Annotated in this window: 21 protein-coding genes, 1 tRNA gene and 2 riboswitches; of the genes, 20 read left to right on the top strand and 2 right to left on the bottom strand. The window is 64.2% G+C overall.

Annotated elements, in window-relative coordinates; genetic code table 11:
• The first annotated feature begins 77 nt into the window (after positions 1–77).
• On the top strand, positions 78–392 hold the full coding sequence (locus C3E99_RS20255) for an EthD domain-containing protein (protein ID WP_267894963.1): 315 nt from the start codon (positions 78–80) through the stop codon (positions 390–392).
• Positions 393–520: 128 nt separating this feature from the next.
• Here the strand turns inward: C3E99_RS20255 and C3E99_RS12960 are convergent, their stop codons facing one another.
• A complete protein-coding gene (locus C3E99_RS12960; RefSeq protein WP_104959861.1) occupies positions 521–1,756 on the bottom strand; it encodes a tyrosine-type recombinase/integrase in 1,236 nt (411 codons plus the stop codon).
• A gap of 113 nt (positions 1,757–1,869) precedes the next feature.
• Between C3E99_RS12960 and C3E99_RS12955 the strand changes: the two genes are divergently transcribed.
• From C3E99_RS12955 to cobU, 13 genes are all read left to right on the top strand, one after another.
• Positions 1,870–1,939, top strand: a tRNA-Ser gene (locus C3E99_RS12955).
• A gap of 253 nt (positions 1,940–2,192) precedes the next feature.
• Positions 2,193–2,414: riboswitch (cobalamin riboswitch) on the top strand.
• Positions 2,415–2,526: 112 nt separating this feature from the next.
• Positions 2,527–3,135 (top strand): cob(I)yrinic acid a,c-diamide adenosyltransferase, encoded by a 609-nt coding sequence (gene cobO / locus C3E99_RS12950; RefSeq protein ID WP_076076873.1) that lies wholly within the window; start codon positions 2,527–2,529, stop codon positions 3,133–3,135.
• Positions 3,132–4,433: a cobyrinate a,c-diamide synthase gene (locus C3E99_RS12945; RefSeq protein ID WP_076076870.1), complete on the top strand. Its 1,302-nt coding sequence runs from the start codon at positions 3,132–3,134 to the stop codon at positions 4,431–4,433. Before cobO ends, C3E99_RS12945 begins: the two co-directional genes overlap by 4 nt.
• Positions 4,434–4,445: 12 nt before the next feature.
• A riboswitch (cobalamin riboswitch) is annotated at positions 4,446–4,635 on the top strand.
• Positions 4,636–4,781: 146 nt separating this feature from the next.
• Positions 4,782–6,734, top strand: a complete 1,953-nt coding sequence (locus C3E99_RS12940) for a TonB-dependent receptor plug domain-containing protein (protein ID WP_083675155.1) — start codon at positions 4,782–4,784, stop codon at positions 6,732–6,734.
• 32 nt (positions 6,735–6,766) lie between these two features.
• Positions 6,767–7,312 carry a hypothetical protein gene (locus C3E99_RS12935; protein ID WP_104959860.1) on the top strand — a complete coding sequence of 182 codons (546 nt, stop codon included), beginning with the start codon at positions 6,767–6,769 and terminating at the stop codon, positions 7,310–7,312.
• A gap of 2 nt (positions 7,313–7,314) precedes the next feature.
• A complete protein-coding gene (locus C3E99_RS12930) occupies positions 7,315–7,722 on the top strand; it encodes a DUF1636 domain-containing protein (protein ID WP_076076865.1) in 408 nt (135 codons plus the stop codon).
• A complete protein-coding gene (cobT, locus tag C3E99_RS12925; RefSeq protein ID WP_076076863.1) occupies positions 7,719–8,735 on the top strand; it encodes a nicotinate-nucleotide--dimethylbenzimidazole phosphoribosyltransferase in 1,017 nt (338 codons plus the stop codon). Before C3E99_RS12930 ends, cobT begins: the two co-directional genes overlap by 4 nt.
• The gene (locus tag C3E99_RS12920; protein ID WP_076076860.1) at positions 8,732–9,301 is read left to right on the top strand and encodes a histidine phosphatase family protein; all 570 of its coding nucleotides are present in this window, start codon (positions 8,732–8,734) and stop codon (positions 9,299–9,301) included. Before cobT ends, C3E99_RS12920 begins: the two co-directional genes overlap by 4 nt.
• The gene (locus C3E99_RS12915) at positions 9,298–10,020 is read left to right on the top strand and encodes an adenosylcobinamide-GDP ribazoletransferase (RefSeq protein WP_076076859.1); all 723 of its coding nucleotides are present in this window, start codon (positions 9,298–9,300) and stop codon (positions 10,018–10,020) included. Before C3E99_RS12920 ends, C3E99_RS12915 begins: the two co-directional genes overlap by 4 nt.
• Positions 10,017–10,997 (top strand): aminotransferase class I/II-fold pyridoxal phosphate-dependent enzyme, encoded by a 981-nt coding sequence (locus C3E99_RS12910; RefSeq protein WP_076076856.1) that lies wholly within the window; start codon positions 10,017–10,019, stop codon positions 10,995–10,997. Before C3E99_RS12915 ends, C3E99_RS12910 begins: the two co-directional genes overlap by 4 nt.
• Positions 10,990–11,928 carry an adenosylcobinamide-phosphate synthase CbiB gene (gene cbiB / locus C3E99_RS12905; RefSeq protein WP_067185975.1) on the top strand — a complete coding sequence of 313 codons (939 nt, stop codon included), beginning with the start codon at positions 10,990–10,992 and terminating at the stop codon, positions 11,926–11,928. Before C3E99_RS12910 ends, cbiB begins: the two co-directional genes overlap by 8 nt.
• Positions 11,928–12,137 carry a hypothetical protein gene (locus tag C3E99_RS12900; RefSeq protein ID WP_067185973.1) on the top strand — a complete coding sequence of 70 codons (210 nt, stop codon included), beginning with the start codon at positions 11,928–11,930 and terminating at the stop codon, positions 12,135–12,137. Before cbiB ends, C3E99_RS12900 begins: the two co-directional genes overlap by 1 nt.
• Positions 12,134–12,646, top strand: coding sequence for a bifunctional adenosylcobinamide kinase/adenosylcobinamide-phosphate guanylyltransferase (cobU, locus tag C3E99_RS12895; RefSeq protein WP_104959859.1), 513 nt, complete (start codon positions 12,134–12,136; stop codon positions 12,644–12,646). Before C3E99_RS12900 ends, cobU begins: the two co-directional genes overlap by 4 nt.
• Positions 12,647–12,830: 184 nt before the next feature.
• On the opposite strand, the gene C3E99_RS12890 is transcribed toward cobU, so the two are convergent.
• Complete coding sequence (locus C3E99_RS12890; RefSeq protein ID WP_158682286.1) at positions 12,831–14,060, bottom strand: MFS transporter; 1,230 nt, start codon at positions 14,058–14,060, stop codon at positions 12,831–12,833.
• A 503-nt stretch (positions 14,061–14,563) separates the two neighbouring features.
• Between C3E99_RS12890 and C3E99_RS12885 the strand changes: the two genes are divergently transcribed.
• From C3E99_RS12885 to C3E99_RS12860, 6 genes are all read left to right on the top strand, one after another.
• Entirely contained in the window at positions 14,564–15,691 is a 1,128-nt protein-coding gene (locus tag C3E99_RS12885) for a CaiB/BaiF CoA transferase family protein (protein ID WP_104959857.1), read from the top strand.
• Positions 15,692–15,958: 267 nt separating this feature from the next.
• Positions 15,959–18,181: a TonB-dependent receptor gene (locus C3E99_RS12880; protein ID WP_158682285.1), complete on the top strand. Its 2,223-nt coding sequence runs from the start codon at positions 15,959–15,961 to the stop codon at positions 18,179–18,181.
• A 91-nt stretch (positions 18,182–18,272) separates the two neighbouring features.
• The gene (locus C3E99_RS12875) at positions 18,273–19,826 is read left to right on the top strand and encodes an AMP-binding protein (protein WP_104959855.1); all 1,554 of its coding nucleotides are present in this window, start codon (positions 18,273–18,275) and stop codon (positions 19,824–19,826) included.
• A gap of 18 nt (positions 19,827–19,844) precedes the next feature.
• Positions 19,845–20,852 (top strand): polysaccharide deacetylase family protein, encoded by a 1,008-nt coding sequence (locus tag C3E99_RS12870; protein ID WP_104959854.1) that lies wholly within the window; start codon positions 19,845–19,847, stop codon positions 20,850–20,852.
• Positions 20,853–20,899: 47 nt separating this feature from the next.
• Complete coding sequence (locus C3E99_RS12865) at positions 20,900–21,799, top strand: enoyl-CoA hydratase (RefSeq protein ID WP_104959853.1); 900 nt, start codon at positions 20,900–20,902, stop codon at positions 21,797–21,799.
• 128 nt (positions 21,800–21,927) lie between these two features.
• A complete protein-coding gene (locus tag C3E99_RS12860; RefSeq protein WP_076076844.1) occupies positions 21,928–22,842 on the top strand; it encodes a LysR family transcriptional regulator in 915 nt (304 codons plus the stop codon).
• The last annotated feature ends 65 nt before the right edge of the window (positions 22,843–22,907 follow it).

Here is a 22,907-nt window from a genome sequence, read left to right as displayed (position 1 = left end):
CAAGGCTGAGGCTTCTTCGCCGCTCTCCTTGGTACATTCCCTCTGCGAAGTATCATCGATTTAGGCCACCTCAGAAGTTGTTCGTTCGACAGTGTCTTCTATCACCAAGTGATAGGCTAGCCGGTTGCCGCTATCTGCAAAGTCATGCGCTCGCAGACGAGAAGCTGGCGCGCGCGCTCTCTGGCCGTGGGTGCGCCTTGCCCCCCTATGACGGCATTGCCGAACTCTGGTACGATAACGCCGATGCTGTGCTGGCGGTCGGCGCAAACGAAGAGGCGCGCGCTGCCAGACGTCTGCTCCTCGCCGACGAGGAGCGCTTCGTCGATTTGCCAAATTCGTCGATATTCTGGGTCCACGAGCATGGCATTATCGGCCCTTCGGACAACTGGTAGGCTGACGCTCCAGAACGAGGACTGCCTCACCGGTCCCACCGGAAAAGCTGATCGCACGCATCATTGAGTGGTTCATCGCGGGCGACTGCTATTTCAGCAAACAACGCCGACGCTGGCCCTGGGGCGGTCTATCTTGTTCGTGCGGGCGCGCGCTTTTTGCGAGTGACAGAAGCAATATGTGCGCCCCACGTGTCGAGCGCTTCGCGCTTTTCATCGGCGAAGGTGTAGCGCTGATAGACGCCTGCGACACCGCTCTTGCTGCGATTCTGAACGGCCTCGATCCAGTCTCCCGGCATTCTCAGGCCTTGGAGGCCGGTGGCAACCGACCGGCGAAGGTCGTGAAAGCGCCAGGGAGCGACAGGCGCGGCATCCTCGGCGAGCAACTTGGCCACCTGCTCGTCGAGCTTAGACTTGCACTTTGAATAGCCCGATACTCGGGACTGGCCACCGTCGGTCGTAAGCACGAAGCCTTTGGCCGGCCATTTTCTTCCTCCTGCGATCCGGTCGAGTTCCGCGACAATTTGCGCCGATAGTGGAATGAGATGCTCTCGGCCATTTTTGGCGCGTGCAGCGGGCAGTATCCATTCGGCTTTGACACGATCGAGCTCATTCCATTCCAGCGCGGCGACTTCCTCTCGCCGCTGGCCGGTCAGGAGGAGAAGCCGAACGAGCCCGGTGAAAGCGATGCCGATGTCTTCGCTGGCTTCCCAGATAAGCTTGAGTTCAGCGTCATTGAGCACGCGATCACGGCTGCGCGCTGCTGTTGGCACCTCGAAACCCTCCAGCGGGTTTTTCTCGATCATGCCCCTGCCTTTGGCCCAACGCATGAGCCGCCGTGCGACCGCAAACACGTTTCGCCGAAGCGCAGCGCTTTGTCCTGGGATATCGTCTATTATTGCCACGATCTCAGAGCCCTTGATCGAGGGCAGGGAACGCGTCCCCAGTTTTGGGCGCAAATGCTTCCGCAGAATCGATTTCACGAAGTCGCGGTAGCGATCGCGTCCGGTCTCGAAAGCCAGCTTTTCGAATTTGTCGGCCACAGCGTCGAAGATCAGTTCGGTATCGATATGCCGCTTGCGCTTCTTCTCCTCGGCGGGGTCGATCCCTTGGCTCACGAGTATCAGCAAGCGCTCTGCTTCGTGACCGGCCAACTCTGGCGTCCAGCCACTCCCGTGCTGCCCAATCTTGTATCTCCGCGTCGGAGTGCCGCGGCCGCCCATTCGGTATTGAAGGATGTAAATGCGCCGGCCGGCAGGTGTAACCTTGAGGCCGAAGCCCTTCCGAACGCTGTCCCAAAGGAACTGGTCCCGAGCCCCGGGACAAGCTCCGTCGACAGTCCGTTTGCTCAATCTGATGGTCGGCATAGCAATCACATAGCAATCACCGTGAAGAAAACCAAGGAAAACCCGATCTTGCCGTGGCGTAGGTAATACTTTGAAATATTGATAGAAATCGTAGTTTAGAAAATTCCCGGATAGCCCCCGAAAAGGCCCAAAATCAGATTCCTAATCTGGGGGCCACAGGTTCGAATCCTGTCGGGCGCACCATTCCCGAACAAAAGAGAGAACTTTGGCTGGCTGGTATGGGCCGTTAGCGGACCGCCGGCATCGTACCGACATGGCCGGGAAAGCAGGCTCACCTGGCCGCACGATTCCAGCCTCGGTCGCCAGTTTTCCGCGGCGCAATCGTTAGAAGCGGACGTTTGACGACAATGGACGCCAACAGCCGTTAGGGACAGGATCACCGTGGATGTTGATTAAGATGGATCATGCGCTAATTCCGGATGAGTGAAGGCATCTGCCTTTGCGCAACCGCGCCGGTGCCCGCGAGGGCATAATAGGGAATATGGTGAGGCCGTCCGTTCGCGGCAGGCCGAAGCCATGGCTGTCCCTGCAACTGTAAGCGGCGAGCGCGATGCACCGGCCCGGTCCCCGACCGGGTCTGCCACTGGGGCGACCTGGGAAGGCGTGTATCAAGCGACGACCCGCGAGCCAGGAGACCTGCCGGCGCGGGTCGCTCAATGCCTCGGTCCAGGGAAAGGCCAGGGCACGGATCACCCGTTCGGGCGACGAAAATCAGCGGTGCGGTGCCGGTCGGCGCCGCGCCAGAGCGATGTCGTGCCCCGGAGGGAAAGATGACCGAAGACGAAATCAATGAACGCCACAATGAAAAGGCGCGCAAGCGGCAGGCTGCAAGAGCCAAGATCATGGCCGACAAGACGCGGGAAAAGGGCCTGCTGATCGTCCACACCGGCAAGGGCAAGGGAAAGTCGACCGCCGCCTTCGGCATGGTGTGCCGCGCGCTGGGGCACGGGATGAAGGTCGGTATCGTCCAGTTCATCAAGGGCGGTTGGGCGACTGGCGAGAAGGCTGTCTATTCGGCCTTTCCCGGGCAGGTCGAGCACAAGGTGATGGGCGAAGGCTTCACCTGGGACACGCAGGACCGTGCGCGCGACATCGCCTGGGCGCGCGCCGGATGGGACGAGGCGAAGCGGATGATCGCCGATCCCGACATCGCGATGGTTGTCGCCGACGAACTCAACATCGTATTGCGCTACGAATATCTGCCCGTCGACGAGGTGATCGCGGGCCTGCTCGATCGGGGCGCGATGAAACATGTCATCGTCACCGGCCGCAATGCGCCCGAGGCGCTGATCGAAGCCGCCGACCTCGTCACCGAGATGGTGCAGGTGAAGCACCCGTTCCGGTCGGGCGTGAAGGCGCAGCGGGGCATCGAGTTTTGAGCGGCCAATTCGCGCCGGGCCTGCTGGTCGCGGCGCCGCGCTCGGGGGCGGGCAAGACGCTCGTCGCGATCGGGCTGCAGCGCGCCTTCCTGCGCGAAGGACTCGGCGTCGCTGCGGCAAAATGCGGACCCGACTATATCGACCCCGGCTTTCACGCCGTGGCGACCGGGCGATCATCGGTCAATCTCGACGGCTTCGCGATGACGCCGGCGATGCTGAAGGGGCTGGCGGCGCAGGCGGCCTGCGGCGCCGATCTGGTTGTTGCCGAAGCCGCGATGGGGTTGTTCGATGGCGCGGGCCGGAGCAGTACGGCGGCCGAGGTCGCGCGGCTGACGGGTTGGCCGGTCCTGCTCGTCGTCGATGCCGAGGGCGCGGGCCAGAGCGTCGCGGCAGTCGCGCATGGCCTCGCGACCTTTCCCGGCGCGCCGCCGGTGGCGGGGGTCATCGTCAACCGCGTTGCGAGCGACCGTCACGCCGCGATGATCGCCGAAGGATTCGACGCGCTCGACCTGCCGCTGTTCGGCATGATCCGCCGCGATCCAGCGCTGGCGGTCGCCTCGCGCCACCTCGGGCTGGTGCAGGCGCGCGAAGACGGCGCGTTGGACGAGCGGATCGACGCCGTCGCGGCCATCGTCGCGCGCGATTGCGACCTCGCCGCGATCCGCGCGGCGGCGCGTGCGACCTCTCCGGCCTCATCCGTCCGACCGCGCCTGCGTCCGCCGGGGCAGCGCATCGCCCTCGCCGCCGACGATGCCTTCGCCTTCTTCTATCCGCATCTGGCGTCGTGGTGGCGCGATGCGGGCGCGGAGATTTGCAGCTTCTCGCCGCTCGCCGACGAGGCGCCGCCGATGGACTGCGACGCCTGCTGGCTGCCCGGCGGCTATCCCGAACTGCACGCGGGCAGGCTTGCCAGCAATGCGCGCTTCATGGCGGGGTTGCGCGCCTTCGCGGCGCGCGCGCCGGTGCATGGCGAGTGCGGCGGCTATATGCTGCTCGGCCGCAGCACCGAGGATGCGGACGGCATCGTACATCCGATGGCGGGGCTGCTGCCGGTCGATACCAGCTTCGCGAAAAGGAAGATGTCGCTCGGCTATCGGCAGGCGCGGCTGTTCGCGCCGACGCGCTTCGCCGATGCCGAAACGCCGCTGTGGGGGCATGAATATCATCATGCGACCATCACATCGACGAACGAAGGCACCCCCTTCGCCCGGCTCGCCGACGCGGCAGGTCGCGATCTCGGCCCCGCCGGCCATCGCGCCGGTCCTGTGACGGGCAGCTTCTTTCACTTGATCGCCTGACGCGATTTGCCTAACGAGCGGGCCGCGACAGGTTCCCCGAAAGGGGATTGAAAGGGAATGGGGTGCGAAACCCCTGCTGCCCCTGCAACTGTAAGCGGAGAGCCATCGGGCCATATGCCATTGGGACCATCGGTCCTGAGAAGGCGGCCCGGACCGGCGTCGACCCGCGAGCCAGGAGACCTGCCCGTCGCCGTCGTCTTTCGCGCGGACAGGGTGTGCCGGGCGGACGGGGGTGAACCCGACAGACGACAAAGGTGACCGCGCGGCTGCGCGGGCCGATGTCGTTCGCCTATCAGGGTGGGCCGCCATCGACCCAGCGACCGAATGGTCTTGTCGATGGGGTACCCTATGTTCCGTGTTATTGTTCGAAGTTCCATTTCACTGGCGGCATTTGCAGCCGGCTTTCCCGTATCGGCCGCAGAAGCCGCTAACGCCGCCGCGACGTCCGAAGAGGACAGCATCGTCGTCACCGCGACGCGCTCGCCGCTCGCACTCGACGAGGTGCCGTCGACGATAACCGTGCTCGACAAGACGGCGATCGACCGGTCGCAGGATATCGGCGCGACCGAGTTGCTGTTGCGCACGCCCGGCATCACCGTCTCGCGCAACGGCGGCTATGGCACCGCGACATCGCTCCGCATCCGCGGCGCCGAGTCCGATCATACCGTTGTCGTGATCGATGGCGTGAAGCTCAACGATCCGGCGGCCGCCGGCGGCGGCTATAATTTCGCCAACCTGCTGGTCGGCGACATGGAGCGGATCGAAATCCTGCGTGGTCCGCAGTCGATCCTGTGGGGCAGCCAGGCGATCGGCGGCGTTGTCAATATCGTCACGGCCATCCCCGAAAAACCGCTGGAAGGCAGCTTCGACATCGAGGCCGGATCGCGCAACACGGTCAGCGCGCGCGCCGCGATCGGCGGCCGCACGGGACCGCTGAACTGGCGCATCGGCGGCCAGAGCTTCACCACCGACGGCATTTCGGCGATCGCCCCAGCCTTTGGCGGCGGCGAGCGCGACGGCTATCGCAACCGCAGCGTGACGGGCCGCGCCGAACTGGCGCTTGCTTCGAACCTCAGCGTCGAAGTGCGCGGCTATTATTCCACGGCGCGCGTCAATCTCGATTCGACGAGCGGCGATACGCCGGACTACGCGCTCAACGAGGAATTCGTGAGCTATGCCGGCGCCAACTTCGACCTGTTGGACGGGCGTTTCCGCAACCGGATTTCCTATTCCTACACCGACACCGATCGCAGCAATTACGGGCCGCTGCGCGCCCGCCCCGTCAGCCTTCAGGCCAAGGGAGAGAATCGCCGCTGGGAATATCAGGGCAATATCGATGTCACGCGCGGCGTCAGCGCGGTCTTTGGCGTCGAGAATGAACGGTCGAGGTTCCGCAGCCGCTCGCCTTCGGGTTCGCTGGCGACGCCCCTTCCCGACTTCGCGATCGGCAAGGCGGACGTGACGAGCCTTTATGGCCAGCTCAGCGTCGAGCCCCTGAACGGGCTGACGATCAACGGCGGCGTCCGCCATGACGATCACGACCGTTTCGGCGGGCAGACACTGTTTGCGGCGGGCGGTGTCTGGCGGCTGCCGACCGGGACCATCCTGCGCGCGAGCTATGGCGAAGGCTTCAAGGCGCCGACGCTGTATCAGATGTTCAGCGAATATGGGAATGTCGCGCTCGACCCGGAGGAAGCGCATGGCTGGGAAGCAGGGATCGAGCAGCAATTGTTCGGCCGCGCTCTGACGGTTGGCGGGGTCTGGTTCGATCGCATCACGACCGGGCAGATCATCTTCAATTCCTGCTCGCCCACCACGCCCAATCCGCTCTGCTTGGTCCCTGGCGATTCCACGCGCCGTTCGGGCTATTATTCCAATGTCGCGCGCGGCGAGGCGCATGGGATCGAGGCGACGGCGGCGCTGACGCTGGGCGCGCTGACGCTCGACGGCAATTATAGCTGGATCGTGGCCGAGGATCGTTCGCCGGGCGCGACCAATTTCGGCAGGGACCTGCCGCGCCGTCCGCGCCACGCGGCCAATGCGTCGGTCGGCTACGCTCTGCCCTTCGGTCTCGACGTCGGAGCGGCACTGCGCTGGTCCGGCAAGAGCTTCGACAATGCGTCGAACAGCATCGTCCTCGACGATTACACGCTTATCGACCTGCGCGCCGAATTCAGATTGTCGGAGAATGTCCGCTTCTTCGCGCGTGCCGAGAACATCTTCGATGAGAATTATATGACGGCCTACCGTTACGGCACACTAGGCCGCGCCATCTACGCCGGTTTCCGGGGACGCTTCTGATGCGCCCGAATTTTCAGCCAGAGGAGAAGAATATGAAGACGCCTTCTACCGCTCTCGCACGCAATGTCTGGGTCGGCACCATGGCCGGGGTGAGCACCATCGCCTCGATGATTCTCGCCTGTGCAACGCCCTTTCCGTCGCTGGCCGCGCTGGCCGCGACGCACGTGCCGCGTCGCATCGGACTGATGCTGATGTTCGTTGCCTGGTTCGCTGCGCAGGCCGTGACCTATTTCATGCATCAGACGGGCAACCCGGCGTGGCCGTTCGCGCTCGGCATGGCGGCGGTCGTCTCGTTGCTGTCGGCGGAGGCCGTTGCGCGCTCGATGCGCAGCCTCCCAGCGGCCGTGCGGATGAGTGCCAGCTACACCGCCGCCTTCGTCGGCTTCAAACTCGGCATTCTCGCTTGGGTGGCACTGCTCGACCATGGCTGGTCGGCCTTTTCGGGCGAAGTGCTGCTGCGCCAGTTCGTGCGCTATGGCGCGATCTTCGCCGGACTGCTGGCGGCGCAGGCCCTGCTGACGCGCGCGGGCTTCAGCCTCGACGCGCCCGCGAACGTGTCGAGACCGCAGGCCGCGTGACGATGCTTCGCCCCGCCGCCGACGGCCCCTCTGTCATCGTGTGCAACACCTGCCGTCACGGCGAGGATGCGCGCGAGGATGAAGAGGGCGTGCGCGGCGGGGCGCGGCTCGCCGGGCTGCTGCGCGGACTTGCCCGCAGCGAGCCCGCCTATGCGCGGATCGCGGTGGAAGAAATGCCCTGCCTGTTCGCCTGCAAGGAATATTGCGCGGTCCATATCCGTGCGCCGGGAAAGGTCGGCTATGTGCTCGGCCGCTTCACGCCGGACGACGCGGCGGCGCGCGCAATTCTCGACTATGCCGTGCATCATGCCGCCAGCGCCGAAGGCCGCGTCGCCTATGCCGACTGGCCGGAAGGCGTGAAGGGACATTTCCTCGTCCGCGTTCCGCCGCCGGGATTCGTCGCCGAATGACCGCCTTTGCCTCGATCGCGGATTTCGAGGTCGCGCTGGCGCGTCCGCGCAATATCGATGACGAAGCGCAAGAGGCTGCCCGCGCGCGCCAGATGACGCTGACCAAGCCCGCCGGATCGCTGGGGCGGCTGGAAGACATCGCCATCTTCTTCGCCGGCTGGCAGTCGCGCGCGCGCCCGCGCCTCGACCGCGCGCGCGCCGTGATCTTCGCCGGCAATCACGGCGTCGCCGTGCACGGCGTCAGCGCTTTTCCCTCAACCGTCACGGCCCAGATGGTCGCCAATTTTGAGGCGGGCGGCGCGGCGATCAACGCGCTGTCGACTACTGCCGGACTGGAATTGCAGATCGTCGCGCTCGACCTCGACCGACCGACAGCCGACTTCACCGCCGCACCCGCGATGACTCCGGCCGAATGCCTCGACGCGCTCAACGCCGGGGCGGCGGTCGTTGACGAGGGGATCGACATGATCGTGCTGGGTGAAATGGGGATCGCCAATTCGACCGCTGCCGCCGCGCTATGCGCGCGCAGCTTCGGCGGCACGGCCGCCGACTGGGTCGGCCCCGGCACGGGCGTCGATACTCAGGGCGTGGCGCGCAAGGCCAAGGTGGTCGAGCGCGCGGTCGCCGTCCATGCCCATGCCGGGCGTTCGGCGTTCGAGACGCTGCGCCGCGTCGGCGGCCGCGAGACGGCGGCGATCGCCGGCGCGGCGGTGCGGGCGCGGCAATTGGGCGTTCCCGTCCTTCTCGACGGCTTCATCTGCTGCGCGGCGATCGCGCCGCTGGCGGCGGACAATCCGGTGATCGCCGACCATTGCATCGCGGGCCATTGCTCGGCCGAGCCCGGCCATGTGCTGCTGCTCGAAAAGCTTGGGCTCGATCCGCTGCTGTCGCTCGGGATGCGGCTCGGCGAAGGGAGCGGGGCGGCGGTGGCGGCCGGGGTCGTCCGCGCGGCACTCGCCGCGCACGACCGGATGGCGACCTTTGCCGAGGCCGCGGTGTCGGCATCGCTATGACCGGCTTCGCGCTCCATTTGCTGCGCCATGGCGCGCCCGAGCGACCGGGGCTGCTGCTGGGCCGGACCGACAGCGCGCCGACCATGGAAGGAATCGCCGCCTGCGTCGCGCAGGCGCGCACCGTCGGCGCCGAACGGCTGATCGCGTCGGACCTGCGGCGCTGCCGGCTGGCGGGCGAAGCAATCGGAGCGGCCATCGGCCGGCCGCTCGCCGTCGACCCCCGCTGGCGCGAAATCGATTTCGGCGCGTGGGACGGCCGGGCGACCGAAGAGATCGACCGCGAGGCGATGGCCCGTTTCTGGGACGATCCCGACGCCAACCCGCCGCCGGGCGGCGAACGCTGGTCGGCGCTCGTCGCGCGCGTGTCGCGCGCCGTCGCCGAGTTGGAACCGGCCCCCACGCTCATCGTCACGCACGGCGGCGCGATCCGCGCGGCGCTGCACGGTCTCTGCGGCTTCGAACGGCGTTCGATATGGTCGTTCGACCTGCCATATGGCGTCCTCGTCTCGCTGCGCCTGTGGCCCGGCGACGCGCCGGTCGCGCAGATCACGGCTCTGCGCCCATGAAGGGGCTGCTGATCGCCGTCCAGTTCCTGACGAGGCTGCCGACGCCGCGCCTGGCCGCCGTTTCCAGCGCGGAATTCGCGGCCTCGATGCGCTGGTTTCCGGCGGTCGGGCTCCTCGTCGGCGCGATCGTCGCCGCGGCCGCATGGGGCGGCGGCAGGCTGGACGGCTGGTCGGGAGCCTTGCTCGCGCTGCTCCTGTGGGTGGGCGTCACCGGGGCGCTTCATCTCGACGGGCTGGGCGACATCGCCGATGCGCGCGGCGCGGCGCACAAGGATCGCGACCGCATGATCGCCGTCCTGTCCGATCCCCATGTCGGCAGCTTCGCGGTCGTCGCGATCGTCCTGCAACTGGTCGCCAAGCTGGTTCTGCTCCATGCCCTGATCGAGGCGCAGGCCTTCCTCGCCATCGCCCTCGTCCCCTTCGCGGCGCGAACGGGGCCGCTCGTCTGGTCGCGGTGGCTGCCAGATCTTCACGCGGGGCTGGGTTCTCGCTTTCGCGGCGCCGTCCGCATCGGCGATCTCCTGCTGTGGGGCGTGCTGCTTGCGGCGGCTTCCTGCTCGTCGCCCGCGCTTCTCGCTACACCCCTCTTCCTGCTCGGCTGGGGGTGGTGGCTGCGCCGCGCGATCGGCGGCGTGTCGGGCGACGGCCATGGCGCCGGAATCGAAGTGACCGAAAGCCTGTCGCTGTTCGCAGCGCTGCTGTGGCTGCAAGTCGCATGAGCGAGCCGTGGACATGGCACGGCGGTGACCTGTCGGCCGCGAAGCGCCGGTTCGGCTCGGGCGGCGATCCCTGGATCGATCTGTCGACGGGGATCAACCCCAACCCCTGGCCCGATACGGAGCGCGTCGACGTCGACTGGCGGCGCCTTCCCGAACGCGGCGCCATCGCCGGGCTGGAGGCCGTGGCGGCCTCCTGTTTCGGCGTCGCCGCGCGCCACGTCTGCGCCGTCCCGGGAACCGAGATCGGCCTCCGCCTGGTCGGCGCGCTGATCGGCGGCGAGGCCCGATACGCCGCACCCGGCTATCGCACGCACGGCGAGATGATCCCGGCCGCGATGGCCACGGGTCCAGACGCGATCGGGCGGCATGGCGGCAGCATAATCCTCGCCAATCCCAACAATCCCGACGGCCGGACCGTCACGCCCGCGACGCTTCGCGACCTGCTCGCGAGTCGGAGCGGGGCGGGCTGGCTGCTGGTCGACGAAGCCTTCGCCGATGTCGATCCCGCGCTGAGCCTCGCGCCGGCGGTGGGCGACGATGCGCGCCTGATCCTCTTCCGCTCCTTCGGGAAATTCTTCGGGCTGGCCGGGGTGCGGCTCGGCTTCGTGCTGGGGCCGGAGCCGTTCCTGCGCGATCTGCGCGCCCTGCTCGGCGCCTGGCCGGTGTCCGCCGCCGCCGTGGCCATTGGCGCCGCCGCCTACGCCGACGCGGACTGGATCGCCGCCACGCGCCGCCGCCTGCCGAAGCAGGCAGCCGCGCTCGATGCGCTGTTGCGGGGGGCCGGATATACGCCGGTCGGCGCATGCCCGCTGTTCCGGCTGGTCGAAACCGCCGACGCGCGCGCCTTGTTCGAACGGCTGGCGCGCCGCGCCATCTTGACACGGCCCTTTGCGGACCAGCCGCAATGGCTGCGCTTCGGTCTTCCGGGGGACGACGCAGCATTCCTGCGGCTGAAGGCCGCCCTCGCCGATGGCTGATCCGGTCACATTGGCGGCGCTGGGGCTCGACGCCGCGCTGGGTTGGCCGCGCACCCTCTATCGGCTGGCCGGGCATCCGGTCGGATGGTTCGCGCGGCTGATCGACGCCGCCGAGAGGCGTTGGAACGGACCGGAACGACGCTTCGGTACGCGCCGCCTGCTGGGGCTGCTGACCGTCCTGCTACTGGCTGGGCTGGTCGGCGGGACGGCCTGGCTCGTCCAGTCGCTGCTGCTCGAACGGCTGGGTGCGTTCGGGTGGGCGGCCGTGGCGCTGCTCGCCTGGCCGGCGATCGCGCAGCGCAGCCTGTTCGACCATGTCCGCGCCGTCGCCGACGCTCTCGATAGCGAAGGCCTGCCCGCCGCCCGCGTCGCCGTGGGCGCGATCGTCGGCCGCGATACCGCCGCGCTCGACGAAAGCGGCATCTCGCGCGCCGCCATCGAAAGCCTTGCGGAAAGCTTTTGCGACGGCGTGACCGCACCCGCCGTCTGGCTGCTGTTCCTGGGGCTGCCGGGGGTCTGGACCTATAAGGCGGTCAACACCGCCGACAGCCTGATCGGCCACCGCGAGGAACGCTGGCGCGCCTTCGGCTGGGCGGCGGCGCGCGCCGACGACCTGCTCAACCTCGTCCCCGCCCGCCTGTCGGCGCTGCTGATCTGCCTCGCGGGCGGGGGCGGCTGGCGCATCCTGCGGCGCGACGCCGGCAAGCACGCCTCGCCCAACGCCGGATGGCCGGAGGCCGCCATGGCGGGCGCGCTCGGGCTTCGTCTCGCGGGCCCGATCGCCTATGACGGCGTCCTGCACGACAAGCCCTGGATCGGCGACGGAGCGCGCGCGCCGTCGAGCCTCGACATCCGCCGGGCGCTGCGTCTCTACCTCGGCGCCTGCGCGCTGCTCTGGCTTCTCGTGGGGGGTGCCGAATGGGCGCTGTGATGCTGCAAGCGACCGGGTCCGACGTCGATAAATCGGTGCTGGGTTCCTGTCTGCACGGTCCCTTCGCCTCCGTCGACCTGCGCCACGCGCTGCTGGGCCGCATCGGGGTCACGGCGAGCGGTCGCGACTATCATGCCGACGTCGATGCGCGGCATGGCGATGTCGGCGGCTTGCTCGCGCCGGCGGGAAGGGGGAAGGGGAGCGCATGACCGGACGAAGCCTTTTCGTGCTGGGCGGCGCGCGATCGGGAAAGAGCCGATACGCGCAGGCGCGCGCCGAAGCGATCGCGGGCCGGCACATCTTCATCGCCACGGCGGAAGCCCATGACGCGGAGATGCGCGACCGTATCGCGCGCCACCGGGCGGACAGGGACGAACGATGGCGAACGGTCGAGGCGCCGCATGATCTCGCCGCCGCGCTCGACGCCGCCGATGATGCGGACGCCGTCGTCCTGGTCGATTGCCTCACCATCTGGATATCCAACCTTATGCTGGCAGAGGCCGATTGCGAAGCCGCGACGCGCGAGCTTTGCGAAGCCATTGGGCGGTTCGGGGGCCAGCTCATCCTCGTCGCCAACGAGGTCGGCCTCGGGATCGTGCCGGACAACGCACTGGCGCGGCGCTTCCGCGACGAAGCCGGTCGGACGAACCAGGCCGTCGCTGCGGCTGTCCAGGAGGTGCAGATGATATTCGCTGGCCTTCCGCAGCGCCTGAAATAGTGCGCCGCATGAAGGGATGCGCATGGACTTGCGTCCATCAGCCAGAATGAACGAGAGGTCGCTTGCGCGCCTTTCGAATGCGGCGAATAATGCAACGGCAACATGCGTCGGCGGGCCGCCCATCGCAGCACCGCAGCTCTCGTTCAATCGCGTGGGCTTGCTTCGACAATGCCAATTTTCATGCTCATGCATTTCCGCGTCGGTGTATGCCGGCTGCGATTGCGACCAGAAGTCCGGCCATCAGCAAAGGCATCGCGGCGATTGTCGCAATCGCAGGTAGGCCGAAGCCGCGATCGAGCATCATGCCGCCTGCCATGGGGCCGAGCGTCCCGCCCGAAAAGCGGCCCATGCCGGTCGTGACACCAATTGCCGTGGCGCGGATGCGGCTCGGAAATATCCATGCACCGAAACCGATAATTCCGCTGAATGCTCCATCGATGAAGAAACTGATGAACGCGAGGACGGCAACCGTCATTGTGAAATTTCCGTGATCGCGCAGGCCCAGTGCCAGCGCGACGGCACCGATAAGGAATGTGGCCGGCAACAGACGGCCCGGCTGGACCCGAGCCATCAACGCCGCGACGGTCAACGACCCCAAGAGACTGGCGGTCTTGATGACCATCATACCGAAACCGACGCCTTGGATATCGGCGGTCAGCGGAGTGAGCATCGAAGGCAACCAAAAGCTCATGAAGAATGCCACGAGGTAGGTACCGAAAAGCGCGAGCGTCATCACGGCCACCAAAGTCGCGATCGGACGCTGCGTTAGGATGCGCCAGGGTTTTTCTTGCTCCTCCTCGCCTTCCGCTTGCCGGGTCTCGATCAGGCCCCAATACATCGGTGCGACCAATAAAAGCGGTATGATGCCCCCGGCTGCCATCAACCCCCGCCATCCATATGCCGGCATGATCAGCGCGGCTGCCAGACCGGAGAAAATCATACCGCTGGCGATGGCTGCGGACATCAGCACGGGGACGCTGGCGCGATGTCGTTCTGACGCCGCCTCGGTCGCCAGGGCCAGTGCACAAGGGATCGAGGCGCCCAGCCCGATCCCCGCCAACAGACGGCTGACGATCAGCGTACCCACTCCGTCGGCCACCGCTCCCAGCAACGTGGCGATCCCGAACAGGATGGTGGCCCCTATCAGCAGTCGCCGGCGCCCGAAGCGATCCGCCAGACCGCCAAAGACCACCGAGCCGACCAGCGAAGCCGCTACCCCGATCGAATAGACAAGGCCGACCTGCACCTGCGATATGGCCCATTCTTTCGCGATCGCCGGCCCGACATACCCGATCGCATAGGTGTCAAACCCTTCGACGATCATCGTCAAACCGCATAGCGCGATCGTGCGGTGAGAGCCGGATGTTCCCGCACCCGGCGCAGGCCCATCACGGGTGAGATCGACAGCGATCATCCAAATTCCTCTCGCGCTGCACGTGGCTGACCACCGGCCGAAATCCATATGAGCAACAGACGCCACTCTTTGGAACCGCTTCTCGACGGCGGTGGCGTAAGTCACAAGCTCGATTCGAGCGAAGTGTGACTTCGCCAATTTCGAAAGGTCGGTGGTCGTAGCCGGAGCACATCGCGGCACGTGATCGGTTGCCAATGCGCGATCGGGTCCGTGCCGTTCCGCTCAGGCGACGATATGGGATACGGCTGTTTCTCGCCTGCGATGACTCCAATTTCGCCAAATGCGAAGTCCGATTTGCCGATAAGGAGTCTGGTTCGAAAGCGGGCGAGAGGCGAGACCCCATCGGATCAAGATGCTCAATATAGGCGGAGGGGGGATGATCGTGCCTCGAGTCAAAAGGGAATTCGAAGTTCGACAGGCGGCTCTTCGCCCGTTTTTCGCAGTTTGCAATGGAGCAGAATCACCAGTCCCGGCGACGATTTCGTACGGGGAGATCGTCTGACATGCTGCCATTGCAAGGACTGACCGTGGTTAGCCTGGAGCATGCGATTGCCGCGCCTTTCGCAACGCGTCAGTTGGCCGACCTCGGCGCGCGAGTCATAAAGGTGGAACGCTCGGAGGGCGATTTCGCGCGCCAGTACGATACGCGCGTTCGCGGGCTTTCGTCGCATTTCGTCTGGTGCAACAGGTCGAAACAAAGCGTCGTTTTGAACCTGAAGTCTCAGGAAGGTCTTGAGGCATTGATGCGGCTGGTCGATCGAGCTGATGTGTTCGTGCAGAATCTGGCGCCGGGCGCGGTGGCCCGGATGGGATTCGATGCGGAAACCTTGCGAAAAAGCCATCCACGGCTGATCTTATGCGACATCTCGGGCTATGGGAATGACGGTCCGGATCATGGCAGGAAAGCCTATGACCTGCTGATACAAAGCGAGAGTGGTTTTCTTTCGGTAACGGGCTCTGCCGGAGAACTTTGCAAGGCGGGTTGTTCCATTTCCGACATCGCGGCCGGGATGTATGCCTATTCGGGCATACTGGCAGCGCTGATCGAGCGCGGACGTACCGGGCAGGGCCGTCATATCGACGTTTCCATGCTGGAAGCCAGCGCCGAATGGATGGGGTATCCGCTCTATTATTCGTTCGAGGGCGCCCCGCCACCGCCGCGGGTCGGCGCTTCGCATGCGACGATTTTTCCGTATGGGCCTTTCAGGACGGCAACCGGCAGCATCATGTTTGGCGTGCAGAACGAGCGTGAATGGGAGGCTTTCTGCCGCATCGTGCTGGAACGGTCGGACTTGGCCGCCGATCTTCGTTTCTGCACAAACGCCTGTCGAAATGACAACCGCGAAATACTCGGACAAATCATCAACTCGGTATTGCTGAAGCTTCCGCGCGAAACGGTCCTGGAGCGGCTCGAACGTGCCAGGATTGCCAATGCCAACATCAACGACATGGCCGAGCTATGGGCGCACCCGCAGTTTATCGCACGCGACCGTTGGCGAACGGTGGAAAGTCCGGTCGGTCCGATCCCGGCGCTTTTGCCGCCAGGTCAAGCCGAAGCGCGGATGGACGCCATTCCTGCAGTCGGCGAGCATACCGATGAAATCCTGCGCGAAATCGGCATGATCGCATAGGCGAGCGATGCGCTCTCCGGTTGAGCGTTGCAGCTGCTCTGGCAGGAGTGGTGGGAGGCGCCATCGTCGACGATCATGCCGCTCCTGCGATTGTAAGACAGGCGCGGAAACGTGCTGGCAGCGCATCGCATGGGATTTCGAATCTTGCGAAGTCTGATTTCCCTGCAATCTGGCTGCATTCCGGTGTCCGGGGCGACTACGAAGTATTTGGACAGACGTTCGGCTTTCGATTGGACGAGAGCACGAATGCGAGGGGAGGAGTATCCAATGAAGAAATTTATGACTGGTCTGCTGCTTGCGGGCACTGCCTTGCCAGCCATGGCCGCCGAACCGCAACCGGCCGAGGGCGCTGCAGCAACCAAGCCGAATTCCATACAGGCCGACGGTGGGAATTCGCCGATGGGCGATATCGTGGTAACGGCCCAGAAGCGATCCGAGAACATTCAGCGCGTTCCCATCGCGATCACCGCCCTGAGCGGCGATGCCCTCCGCGACCGGCAGGTCACCAGCGTTGCCGATTTGACGACGATTGCGCCGAGCGTGAACTTCGGGACATATGGCGGCGCAGCGCGTATCGCGATCCGCGGCATCGGTTTCGACGCGATCAATCCAGGTTCCGAAGCCCGTATCGCATATCATATCGATGGCGTTTATGTCAGCCGTCCCGGCGCACAGCTGGGGTCCTTCTTTGATGTCGAGCGCGTCGAAGTTCTGAGGGGGCCGCAGGGTACCCTTTATGGCCGCAACGCAACTGGCGGCTCGATTAACGTCATCAGCAGGCAACCGACGGATTCGCTGGCGGGCTATGCCGATCTGACCGTCGGGAATTACGGCGCCGTTTCGCTGCAGGCCGCGGTAAGCGGACCGCTGGCCGAAGGTGTGCAGGCCCGACTGGCGGTCGTATCGAACAATCGCAGCGGCTACGGCACGAATCTCTACACTGGCACCGACATCGACGACGCAAACCAGCGCGGCGCGCGAGCCACGATCAGGATCGAGCCGACCTCGCGGTTGAGCGTGACCCTGACGGGCGATTTCTATCGCGAGAGCGACAACTCGTACGGGATCCACTATTTTGACCTGTACAATCCCGGCACCACACTACCGGGCGTCGCCCTCGGCGGTACGCCTGCCGGGGATCTGCGCGACATCAACAGCGATCGCGATCCCACGAACGACAAGCAGGTTTATGGCTTTTCGGGAACGATCAGTTACGATCTCGATCAGATCACGATCAAAAGCCTGACAGGATACAGGCATTCTCGATACGAATTCATTTCCGACCTGGATCAAACCGAAATACCTCTGAACTACTATATTAATGCAGAGCGCTCCCGCCAAATCAGTCAGGAGCTACAGCTATCGGGGAAAATCGGAGAAACCGACTGGCTCGTCGGTGGTTATTATTTCGACGAGAAAATATACGCCAGTACGCAGGCTACACGAAATCTCATGATCTCGGGTGGCCCCGACTTCATGACGAATGGCTTCGTCGTCGCAGGCGATACGCACGTCAAAGCGGTGGCCGTTTTCGGCCAGCTCGATCTTGCTGTAACCGATAGCCTGAAAATCATCGCGGGGGCACGCTACAATCGGGAGAATATCTCGATCGACGACATATTCCAGCTTGATTTCGCGCGCGCCTACGATCCCAACGCCTCGTTGATACCCCTCCCCGGTTTCCCGCGGTCGGCAAGGACCAGGAACACGGCGTTCACTCCCAAGCTGGGCGTGCAATTTCAGGCCACGCCCGACGCACTATTCTACGCTACCGTGTCGAAAGGGTTCAAGAGCGGCGGCTTCAACCTGGGGGTTGATCGCCCCGCGTTCGCGCCAGAGAAGCTCTGGGCCTATGAAGGGGGCATAAAAGTGACCGCGCTGGATCGCGCCATAAGGGCCAACCTCGCGGGATTCTACTATGATTACAGCAACCTGCAGGTGTCCAAGGTCATCAACAGCACCGTGGTCACCGAAAATGCCGCCTCGGCCGTTCTCTACGGTGGCGAACTGGAACTGACGGTGCTGCCTACCGATGCGCTGCAGTTCGATGGATCGCTCTCGTACCTGCACAGTCGTTACAAGGATTTTCAATCGCTCGATCCGGGTCGTCCCGCGCTCGGAGAGCAGGATCTCGATGGCAAACGCCTGACACAGGCACCTCGCGTGACCATCAATGCCGGCGCGCAATATCGTTTCGACCTTGGCTCGGGTTCGCTCACCGCACGCGGAGAAATGAATTACACCTCTCGGGTCTATTTCACGGCGTTCAACGATCCGCGCGTCGGGCAGGCGGGCAACGTCAAGGCCAACGCATTTCTGACGTACCGCCCGGACGGCCAGAGTTGGATCGCAAGCGTTTTCGTGCGTAATATCACCGACAAGGTCACGCGTGCCAACGGGCTCGTCGGTTCGGCGGTGTATGGCTCTCCGGTCAACGGCTCGGTCAGCCCGCCCCGCACGTTCGGCGCGCAATTCAGGTATGAATTCTAACCCACGCAAACGGGATACGAAATTCGCGCGGCCTCGCCGGTTATGGTTCGACGGACTGTCGGGGCCCACTGCGTAAAGGAGAACGGGGCGGATGGAACTGAACAGCTTGCCGACATTCTACACCCTCGTCATGCGTGCGTTGGCGAAATACCCTGCGAGAATCGCGTTCAGGCAGGGCGACGCGCAGCTAAGCTATCGTCAGGTAAGCGCTTTGATCGCAGGCGAGCAGGCGGTCTTTCGCGCTCATGGCTTCGGGCGTGGCGCAAAGATCGCCTTTCTCAGCGAGAACCGCCCGGAGCCGTGGTGTGCAAATGTCGCCGCGCAAGGGCTGGGCATCGCCACGACCTGGCTCCATCCGCTAAGCGCGCTCGACCTGCACGTCGATCAGCTTGCGGAACTGGGCGCGGTCGCTTTGGTGATCGACACCGACGCGTTTGCCACCCGCGCTCGCGAACTGGCTGACAGGGTTCCCGGGCTGACGATTTTCAGCGTTGGCGCCGCCACGGTCGGTCATGATTTGATGCACCTGGCCGACAAAAGTGCAGATGTGCCGGCGCAAGATATTGCCTCATCCGGCGATATCGTGAACCTCAGCCTGACCGGCGGCACGACCGGGCGCAGCAAGATCGTGATGAAAAGCGGCGCATCGGTTGCGATGCAGTCCATCACGCTGAACGGCGAACTCGGCATGCCTGACTGTCCGCGCTATCTGGCGCTCGCGCCGATAAGTCATGTCAGCGGCCAACTCATCCTGCCGACCCTCATGCGTGGCGGCACGATCCATCTTGCCAGGAAATTTGACGTGGACGAGTTCGTCAGGATCGTCGAACGCGAACGCATCAATGCGACGCTCATGGTTCCGACGATGGTCTATCGCCTGCTCGATGCCGCTCCGGACCGGGCTGCCCTGCAGTCCCTCGAACTCATCGCCTATGCCGGGTCCGTCATCTCTCCCGACCGGCTTGGCCAAGCGATGGATCTGGTCGGGCCAGTCTTTGCGCAAATCTATGCGCAAGCCGAATGCACGCCTATTGCCATTCTGTCGAAGGAGCATCACGACCGCGGTGATCCCGCCTCGCTCCAGGCCTGTGGAACGCCGGTCGGCACGGTACAGCTCGCTATCGCCAGCGATGAGGGCGAATATGAAAGCGATCCGGGCAAGGTCGGTGAAATCTGCGTGCGCGGGCCCGCCGTCACGGCTGGTTACCTCGATAATCCGGACGAAACGGGCGTCGCCCTCGCCGATGACTGGCTCCACACAGGCGATATCGGCTTTATCGACGAGTTCGGGCGCCTTTCGATCGTCGATCGCAAGAAAGACATGATCGTGACCGGGGGTACGAACGTCTATCCGCGCGAGGTTGAGGACCTGCTCAACAGCCATCCCGACGTGTCATCCTGCGCGGTGATCGGCGTGCCGCACGAAAGTTGGGGCGAGGCGGTGCACGCGTTTATCATTCTCCGTCCCGGTCACGAGCTTCCGGCGGAAGCGCTGCAACGTCATGTTCGGGATCGCAAAGGCCCGCTCTATGCACCCAAGACGATCGATATCGTCGGATCCCTACCGCTGACGGCGGTGGGCAAGGTGGACAAGCAAGCCCTGCGGGCGCCATTCTGGAAAGGTCGGGCCAGAAATGTCGCCTGATGGAAAGGAAGATCGCGAATGAATCTCATCGACGGCGGCAAAGACCATCCCGTATCGCCGCTCGGCCCCGTCAAGGTCGCGGTGACCGTCGACGATCTTCTGCTGTTTCGCAATATAGGCATGGCGCCAGGCCATTCCGCCGGCGGCACCGCCCGGTCGTTGATGAATGCACTGGCCGCCCATCGTCTTTCCGGGATCTATCAATTTTCCAACACCCTGAAGCTGGATGACGATCCCGATCTGTCGGAAGTGTTCGATCTGTGGGTCGAGGGTGGCCATCATGTCGGGAACCATACCCACCACCATCCCAGCATAAACTGGCTCGCGGCCGACGCTTACGCTCGAGATATCGAGCGTTCGGAGCGGCTGATCGGGCGATACATCGATGCAGCGCCGCGCCGTTGTTTTCGTTTCTGCATGGACATGTGGGGCGATACGCAGTGCAAATGCGACGAGATCACGAATTTCGTCGCCGACAGCGGCTACTTCCCGATCCCCGTGAGCGCCAATTTTCACGACTTTCGCTGGCATGCCGCCCACACGCGCGTCGTCAAGTACGGACGGTCCGATGACTTGGCGGCGCTGCACGACGATTACGTCGAAAGCGCGCTGCGCCAGCTGCGCATCCACGCCGCCAACGCACGGGCCGTTTTCGGTCGCGACGTGGCGCTTGTCTGGCTGATTCACGGGACCCCGATCGCTGGCGAATGCCTCGAGCGTATCCTCGACGCTTTCGTCGCCCACGGCGTGCAATTCGTGTCTCTCGATGAAGCGATGCGCGATCGCGCCAATGCCGAGATGCCGCCCCGGATCAGCCCGGAATTCATCTTCCAGATAGAGAAGTGGGCGCTGGCCCTGGGCGTACCGGTTAACGATCGCCACCCCGGCATTCTCGAAGAAATTGAAAAGCTGTTCCCCCGCGAGGGCGAAGCGCAGATCGACATCGTGCGCAGGATGCGGGCGAATATCGAGGAATGTTTCGGCGTGGAGGCCGGTGCCTTCCCGCTGTCGCCGGATCAACACTGACGTCTTGCCGATCGCGTCACCGTGGTCGAAATCCCAAAGGATCTCAAATGCCTCTCAAGACCCCCGCACAAGATAGCTTCACCACGATCCTGTACGAGCAGCCGGACCCGGCGATCGTACGCATTCTGCTCAATCGACCCGAGACCCGAAACGCGCAGAATACCCGTCTGCTTTACGAACTGAACGATGCGTTCGACCGTGCCGTCCAGGATGACGAGGTCAAGGTGATCATATTGGGCGGAGTGGGCGACGACTTTTCGTCCGGCCATGACCTCAAGAACCGCGACGCCGTCGAGGTCCTCGAACAGTATCAGGTCGTCGGGACCTGGACCGGCTTTGGCTGCGAGGGGTGCGAAGGGGTGATGGCGCGCGAGAAGGAGGTCTACCAGGGCTTGTCGGAGAGGTGGCGCAACATTCCCAAGCCTGTGATCGCACAGGTCCAGGGACGCGTGATCGCAGCCGGCCTCATGCTGATATGGCCGTGCGACATCATCATCGCGGCCGATAACGCGCTTTTTGCAGACAACACCGTGGCGATGGGCGTGTGCGGCGCGGAGTTTTTCCAGCACCCATGGGAATTGGGCGTACGCCGGGCGAAAGAAATGCTCTTCACTTCGGAGTTCGTGAGCGCCCGGGATGCCCATCGGCTCGGCATGGTCAACCATGTCGTCGACCGCAACGAACTCGACAGCTTCACTCTCGATCTTGCGAGGAAAATAGCTAGGAAGCCCTTGTTCGCTCTCAAGCTGGCCAAAGAAGCAGTCAATGCGGCTCAGGATGCGCAGGGACGGGCGGGAGCGATGCAGACTGCATTTGCCTATCATCAACTCAGCCACGCGCATAACATGCAGACGCTCGGCACCCTCATCGATACGCGCGGAATCATGTCGAAGAACGTTGATTATAACGCCAAGATATACGACCCGGCCAAGGGTTCGACTTCCTGACGGCATGTTGATTCCTGGTTCGCACCATCGGGGTGTCCCGCCTCCAGGGAAACCTGGCGTTGCAGGTGCACCTGGCTTCCCGCCGTGATAGATCGTATCAAAGTTCTTCAACCGGACGGGCTAAGTCGATGCGTGGCCGACACCAGGTAAATCTTGAATCGCTCAATCTCTTCGTTCTGGCGGCGAAGCTCGGAAGTATTTCCAAGGCCGCCAACGAGATGAACATCGCGCTCGCCGCGGCCAGCCGGCGGATCAAGAACCTGGAAGAATATTATGGCGCGCGGTTGTTCGACAGGACCGGGCGCGGGGTGGAGGCGACATCGGCCGGTCGGGTTCTGCTGGACCATGCCCACCACGTGTTCAGGCGCCTCGACATCGCAACGCGCGATCTCGTGGATTATGCCAGCGGTCTCATCGGAACCGTCAAACTCCACGCGTGCACGTCGGCGATCGCCCAATTTCTGCCGGAGGATCTGTCACGGTTCGCGGCTACCTATCCCGACACGCGAGTGGATCTGCGCGAAGCATATACCGGCAACATCGTTTCGCTTATCCGCGAAGGCCTGGCTGATGTCGGGATCGTCATGGCGGGCACGATTACCGACGGTCTGGACACGGTTCCATATAAGGAAGACAGGCTCGCGATCGTGGCGCCGAGCAACTTTCGCGAAGGTATCGACAGGATGCAATTCGCTGACCTCCATGACGAAAGCTTCGTCGTGCTGGAGGATAACGCATCGATGACTCGCCTGTTGCAATCGGTTGCCACCACGACCGGCATGCCTTTACAGATCCGCGCGCAAGTCGACAGCTTCGATGGCGTCTGCCGGATGGTCCAATCCGGTTTCGGGATCGGCATCCTGCCGGTCATCGCCGCTCGCAACCTGGCCTATTCGCTTGGCCTGCGTTTGATCGACCTGGACGAGACCTGGGCGCTGCGAAAATTCGCCATCTGTACCAACCCTCATTTCCCCGCGACATTGGCCATGCGCCGGATCGTCGAATTCCTGGGCCAGAAAAATAAATCCACCGACAATCTGTGACAAGGCACCGTCAGTCCGGTGCGACACCGGCGCCGCATGGCGCCCTGACGAGTGCAACGATTTTC

Source organism: Sphingopyxis sp. MG (assembly GCF_002953155.1).
Classification (GTDB): domain Bacteria; phylum Pseudomonadota; class Alphaproteobacteria; order Sphingomonadales; family Sphingomonadaceae; genus Sphingopyxis; species Sphingopyxis granuli.
This window is presented reverse-complemented; position numbering and strand designations above follow the sequence as displayed.

Bases quoted from the DNA above. Each gene is read 5' to 3' on its own strand.
- C3E99_RS12960 (WP_104959861.1), bottom strand. From the start codon at position 1,756: ATGCCGACCATCAGATTGAGCAAACGGACTGTCGACGGAGCTTGTCCC.
- cobO (WP_076076873.1), top strand. From the start codon at position 2,527: ATGACCGAAGACGAAATCAATGAACGCCACAATGAAAAGGCGCGCAAG.
- C3E99_RS12940 (WP_083675155.1), top strand. From the start codon at position 4,782: ATGTTCCGTGTTATTGTTCGAAGTTCCATTTCACTGGCGGCATTTGCA.
- C3E99_RS12935 (WP_104959860.1), top strand. From the start codon at position 6,767: ATGAAGACGCCTTCTACCGCTCTCGCACGCAATGTCTGGGTCGGCACC.
- C3E99_RS12930 (WP_076076865.1), top strand. From the start codon at position 7,315: ATGCTTCGCCCCGCCGCCGACGGCCCCTCTGTCATCGTGTGCAACACC.
- cobT (WP_076076863.1), top strand. From the start codon at position 7,719: ATGACCGCCTTTGCCTCGATCGCGGATTTCGAGGTCGCGCTGGCGCGT.
- C3E99_RS12920 (WP_076076860.1), top strand. From the start codon at position 8,732: ATGACCGGCTTCGCGCTCCATTTGCTGCGCCATGGCGCGCCCGAGCGA.
- C3E99_RS12915 (WP_076076859.1), top strand. From the start codon at position 9,298: ATGAAGGGGCTGCTGATCGCCGTCCAGTTCCTGACGAGGCTGCCGACG.
- C3E99_RS12910 (WP_076076856.1), top strand. From the start codon at position 10,017: ATGAGCGAGCCGTGGACATGGCACGGCGGTGACCTGTCGGCCGCGAAG.
- cbiB (WP_067185975.1), top strand. From the start codon at position 10,990: ATGGCTGATCCGGTCACATTGGCGGCGCTGGGGCTCGACGCCGCGCTG.
- C3E99_RS12900 (WP_067185973.1), top strand. From the start codon at position 11,928: ATGCTGCAAGCGACCGGGTCCGACGTCGATAAATCGGTGCTGGGTTCC.
- cobU (WP_104959859.1), top strand. From the start codon at position 12,134: ATGACCGGACGAAGCCTTTTCGTGCTGGGCGGCGCGCGATCGGGAAAG.
- C3E99_RS12890 (WP_158682286.1), bottom strand. From the start codon at position 14,060: ATGATCGCTGTCGATCTCACCCGTGATGGGCCTGCGCCGGGTGCGGGA.
- C3E99_RS12885 (WP_104959857.1), top strand. From the start codon at position 14,564: ATGCTGCCATTGCAAGGACTGACCGTGGTTAGCCTGGAGCATGCGATT.
- C3E99_RS12880 (WP_158682285.1), top strand. From the start codon at position 15,959: ATGAAGAAATTTATGACTGGTCTGCTGCTTGCGGGCACTGCCTTGCCA.
- C3E99_RS12875 (WP_104959855.1), top strand. From the start codon at position 18,273: ATGGAACTGAACAGCTTGCCGACATTCTACACCCTCGTCATGCGTGCG.
- C3E99_RS12870 (WP_104959854.1), top strand. From the start codon at position 19,845: ATGAATCTCATCGACGGCGGCAAAGACCATCCCGTATCGCCGCTCGGC.
- C3E99_RS12865 (WP_104959853.1), top strand. From the start codon at position 20,900: ATGCCTCTCAAGACCCCCGCACAAGATAGCTTCACCACGATCCTGTAC.
- C3E99_RS12860 (WP_076076844.1), top strand. From the start codon at position 21,928: ATGCGTGGCCGACACCAGGTAAATCTTGAATCGCTCAATCTCTTCGTT.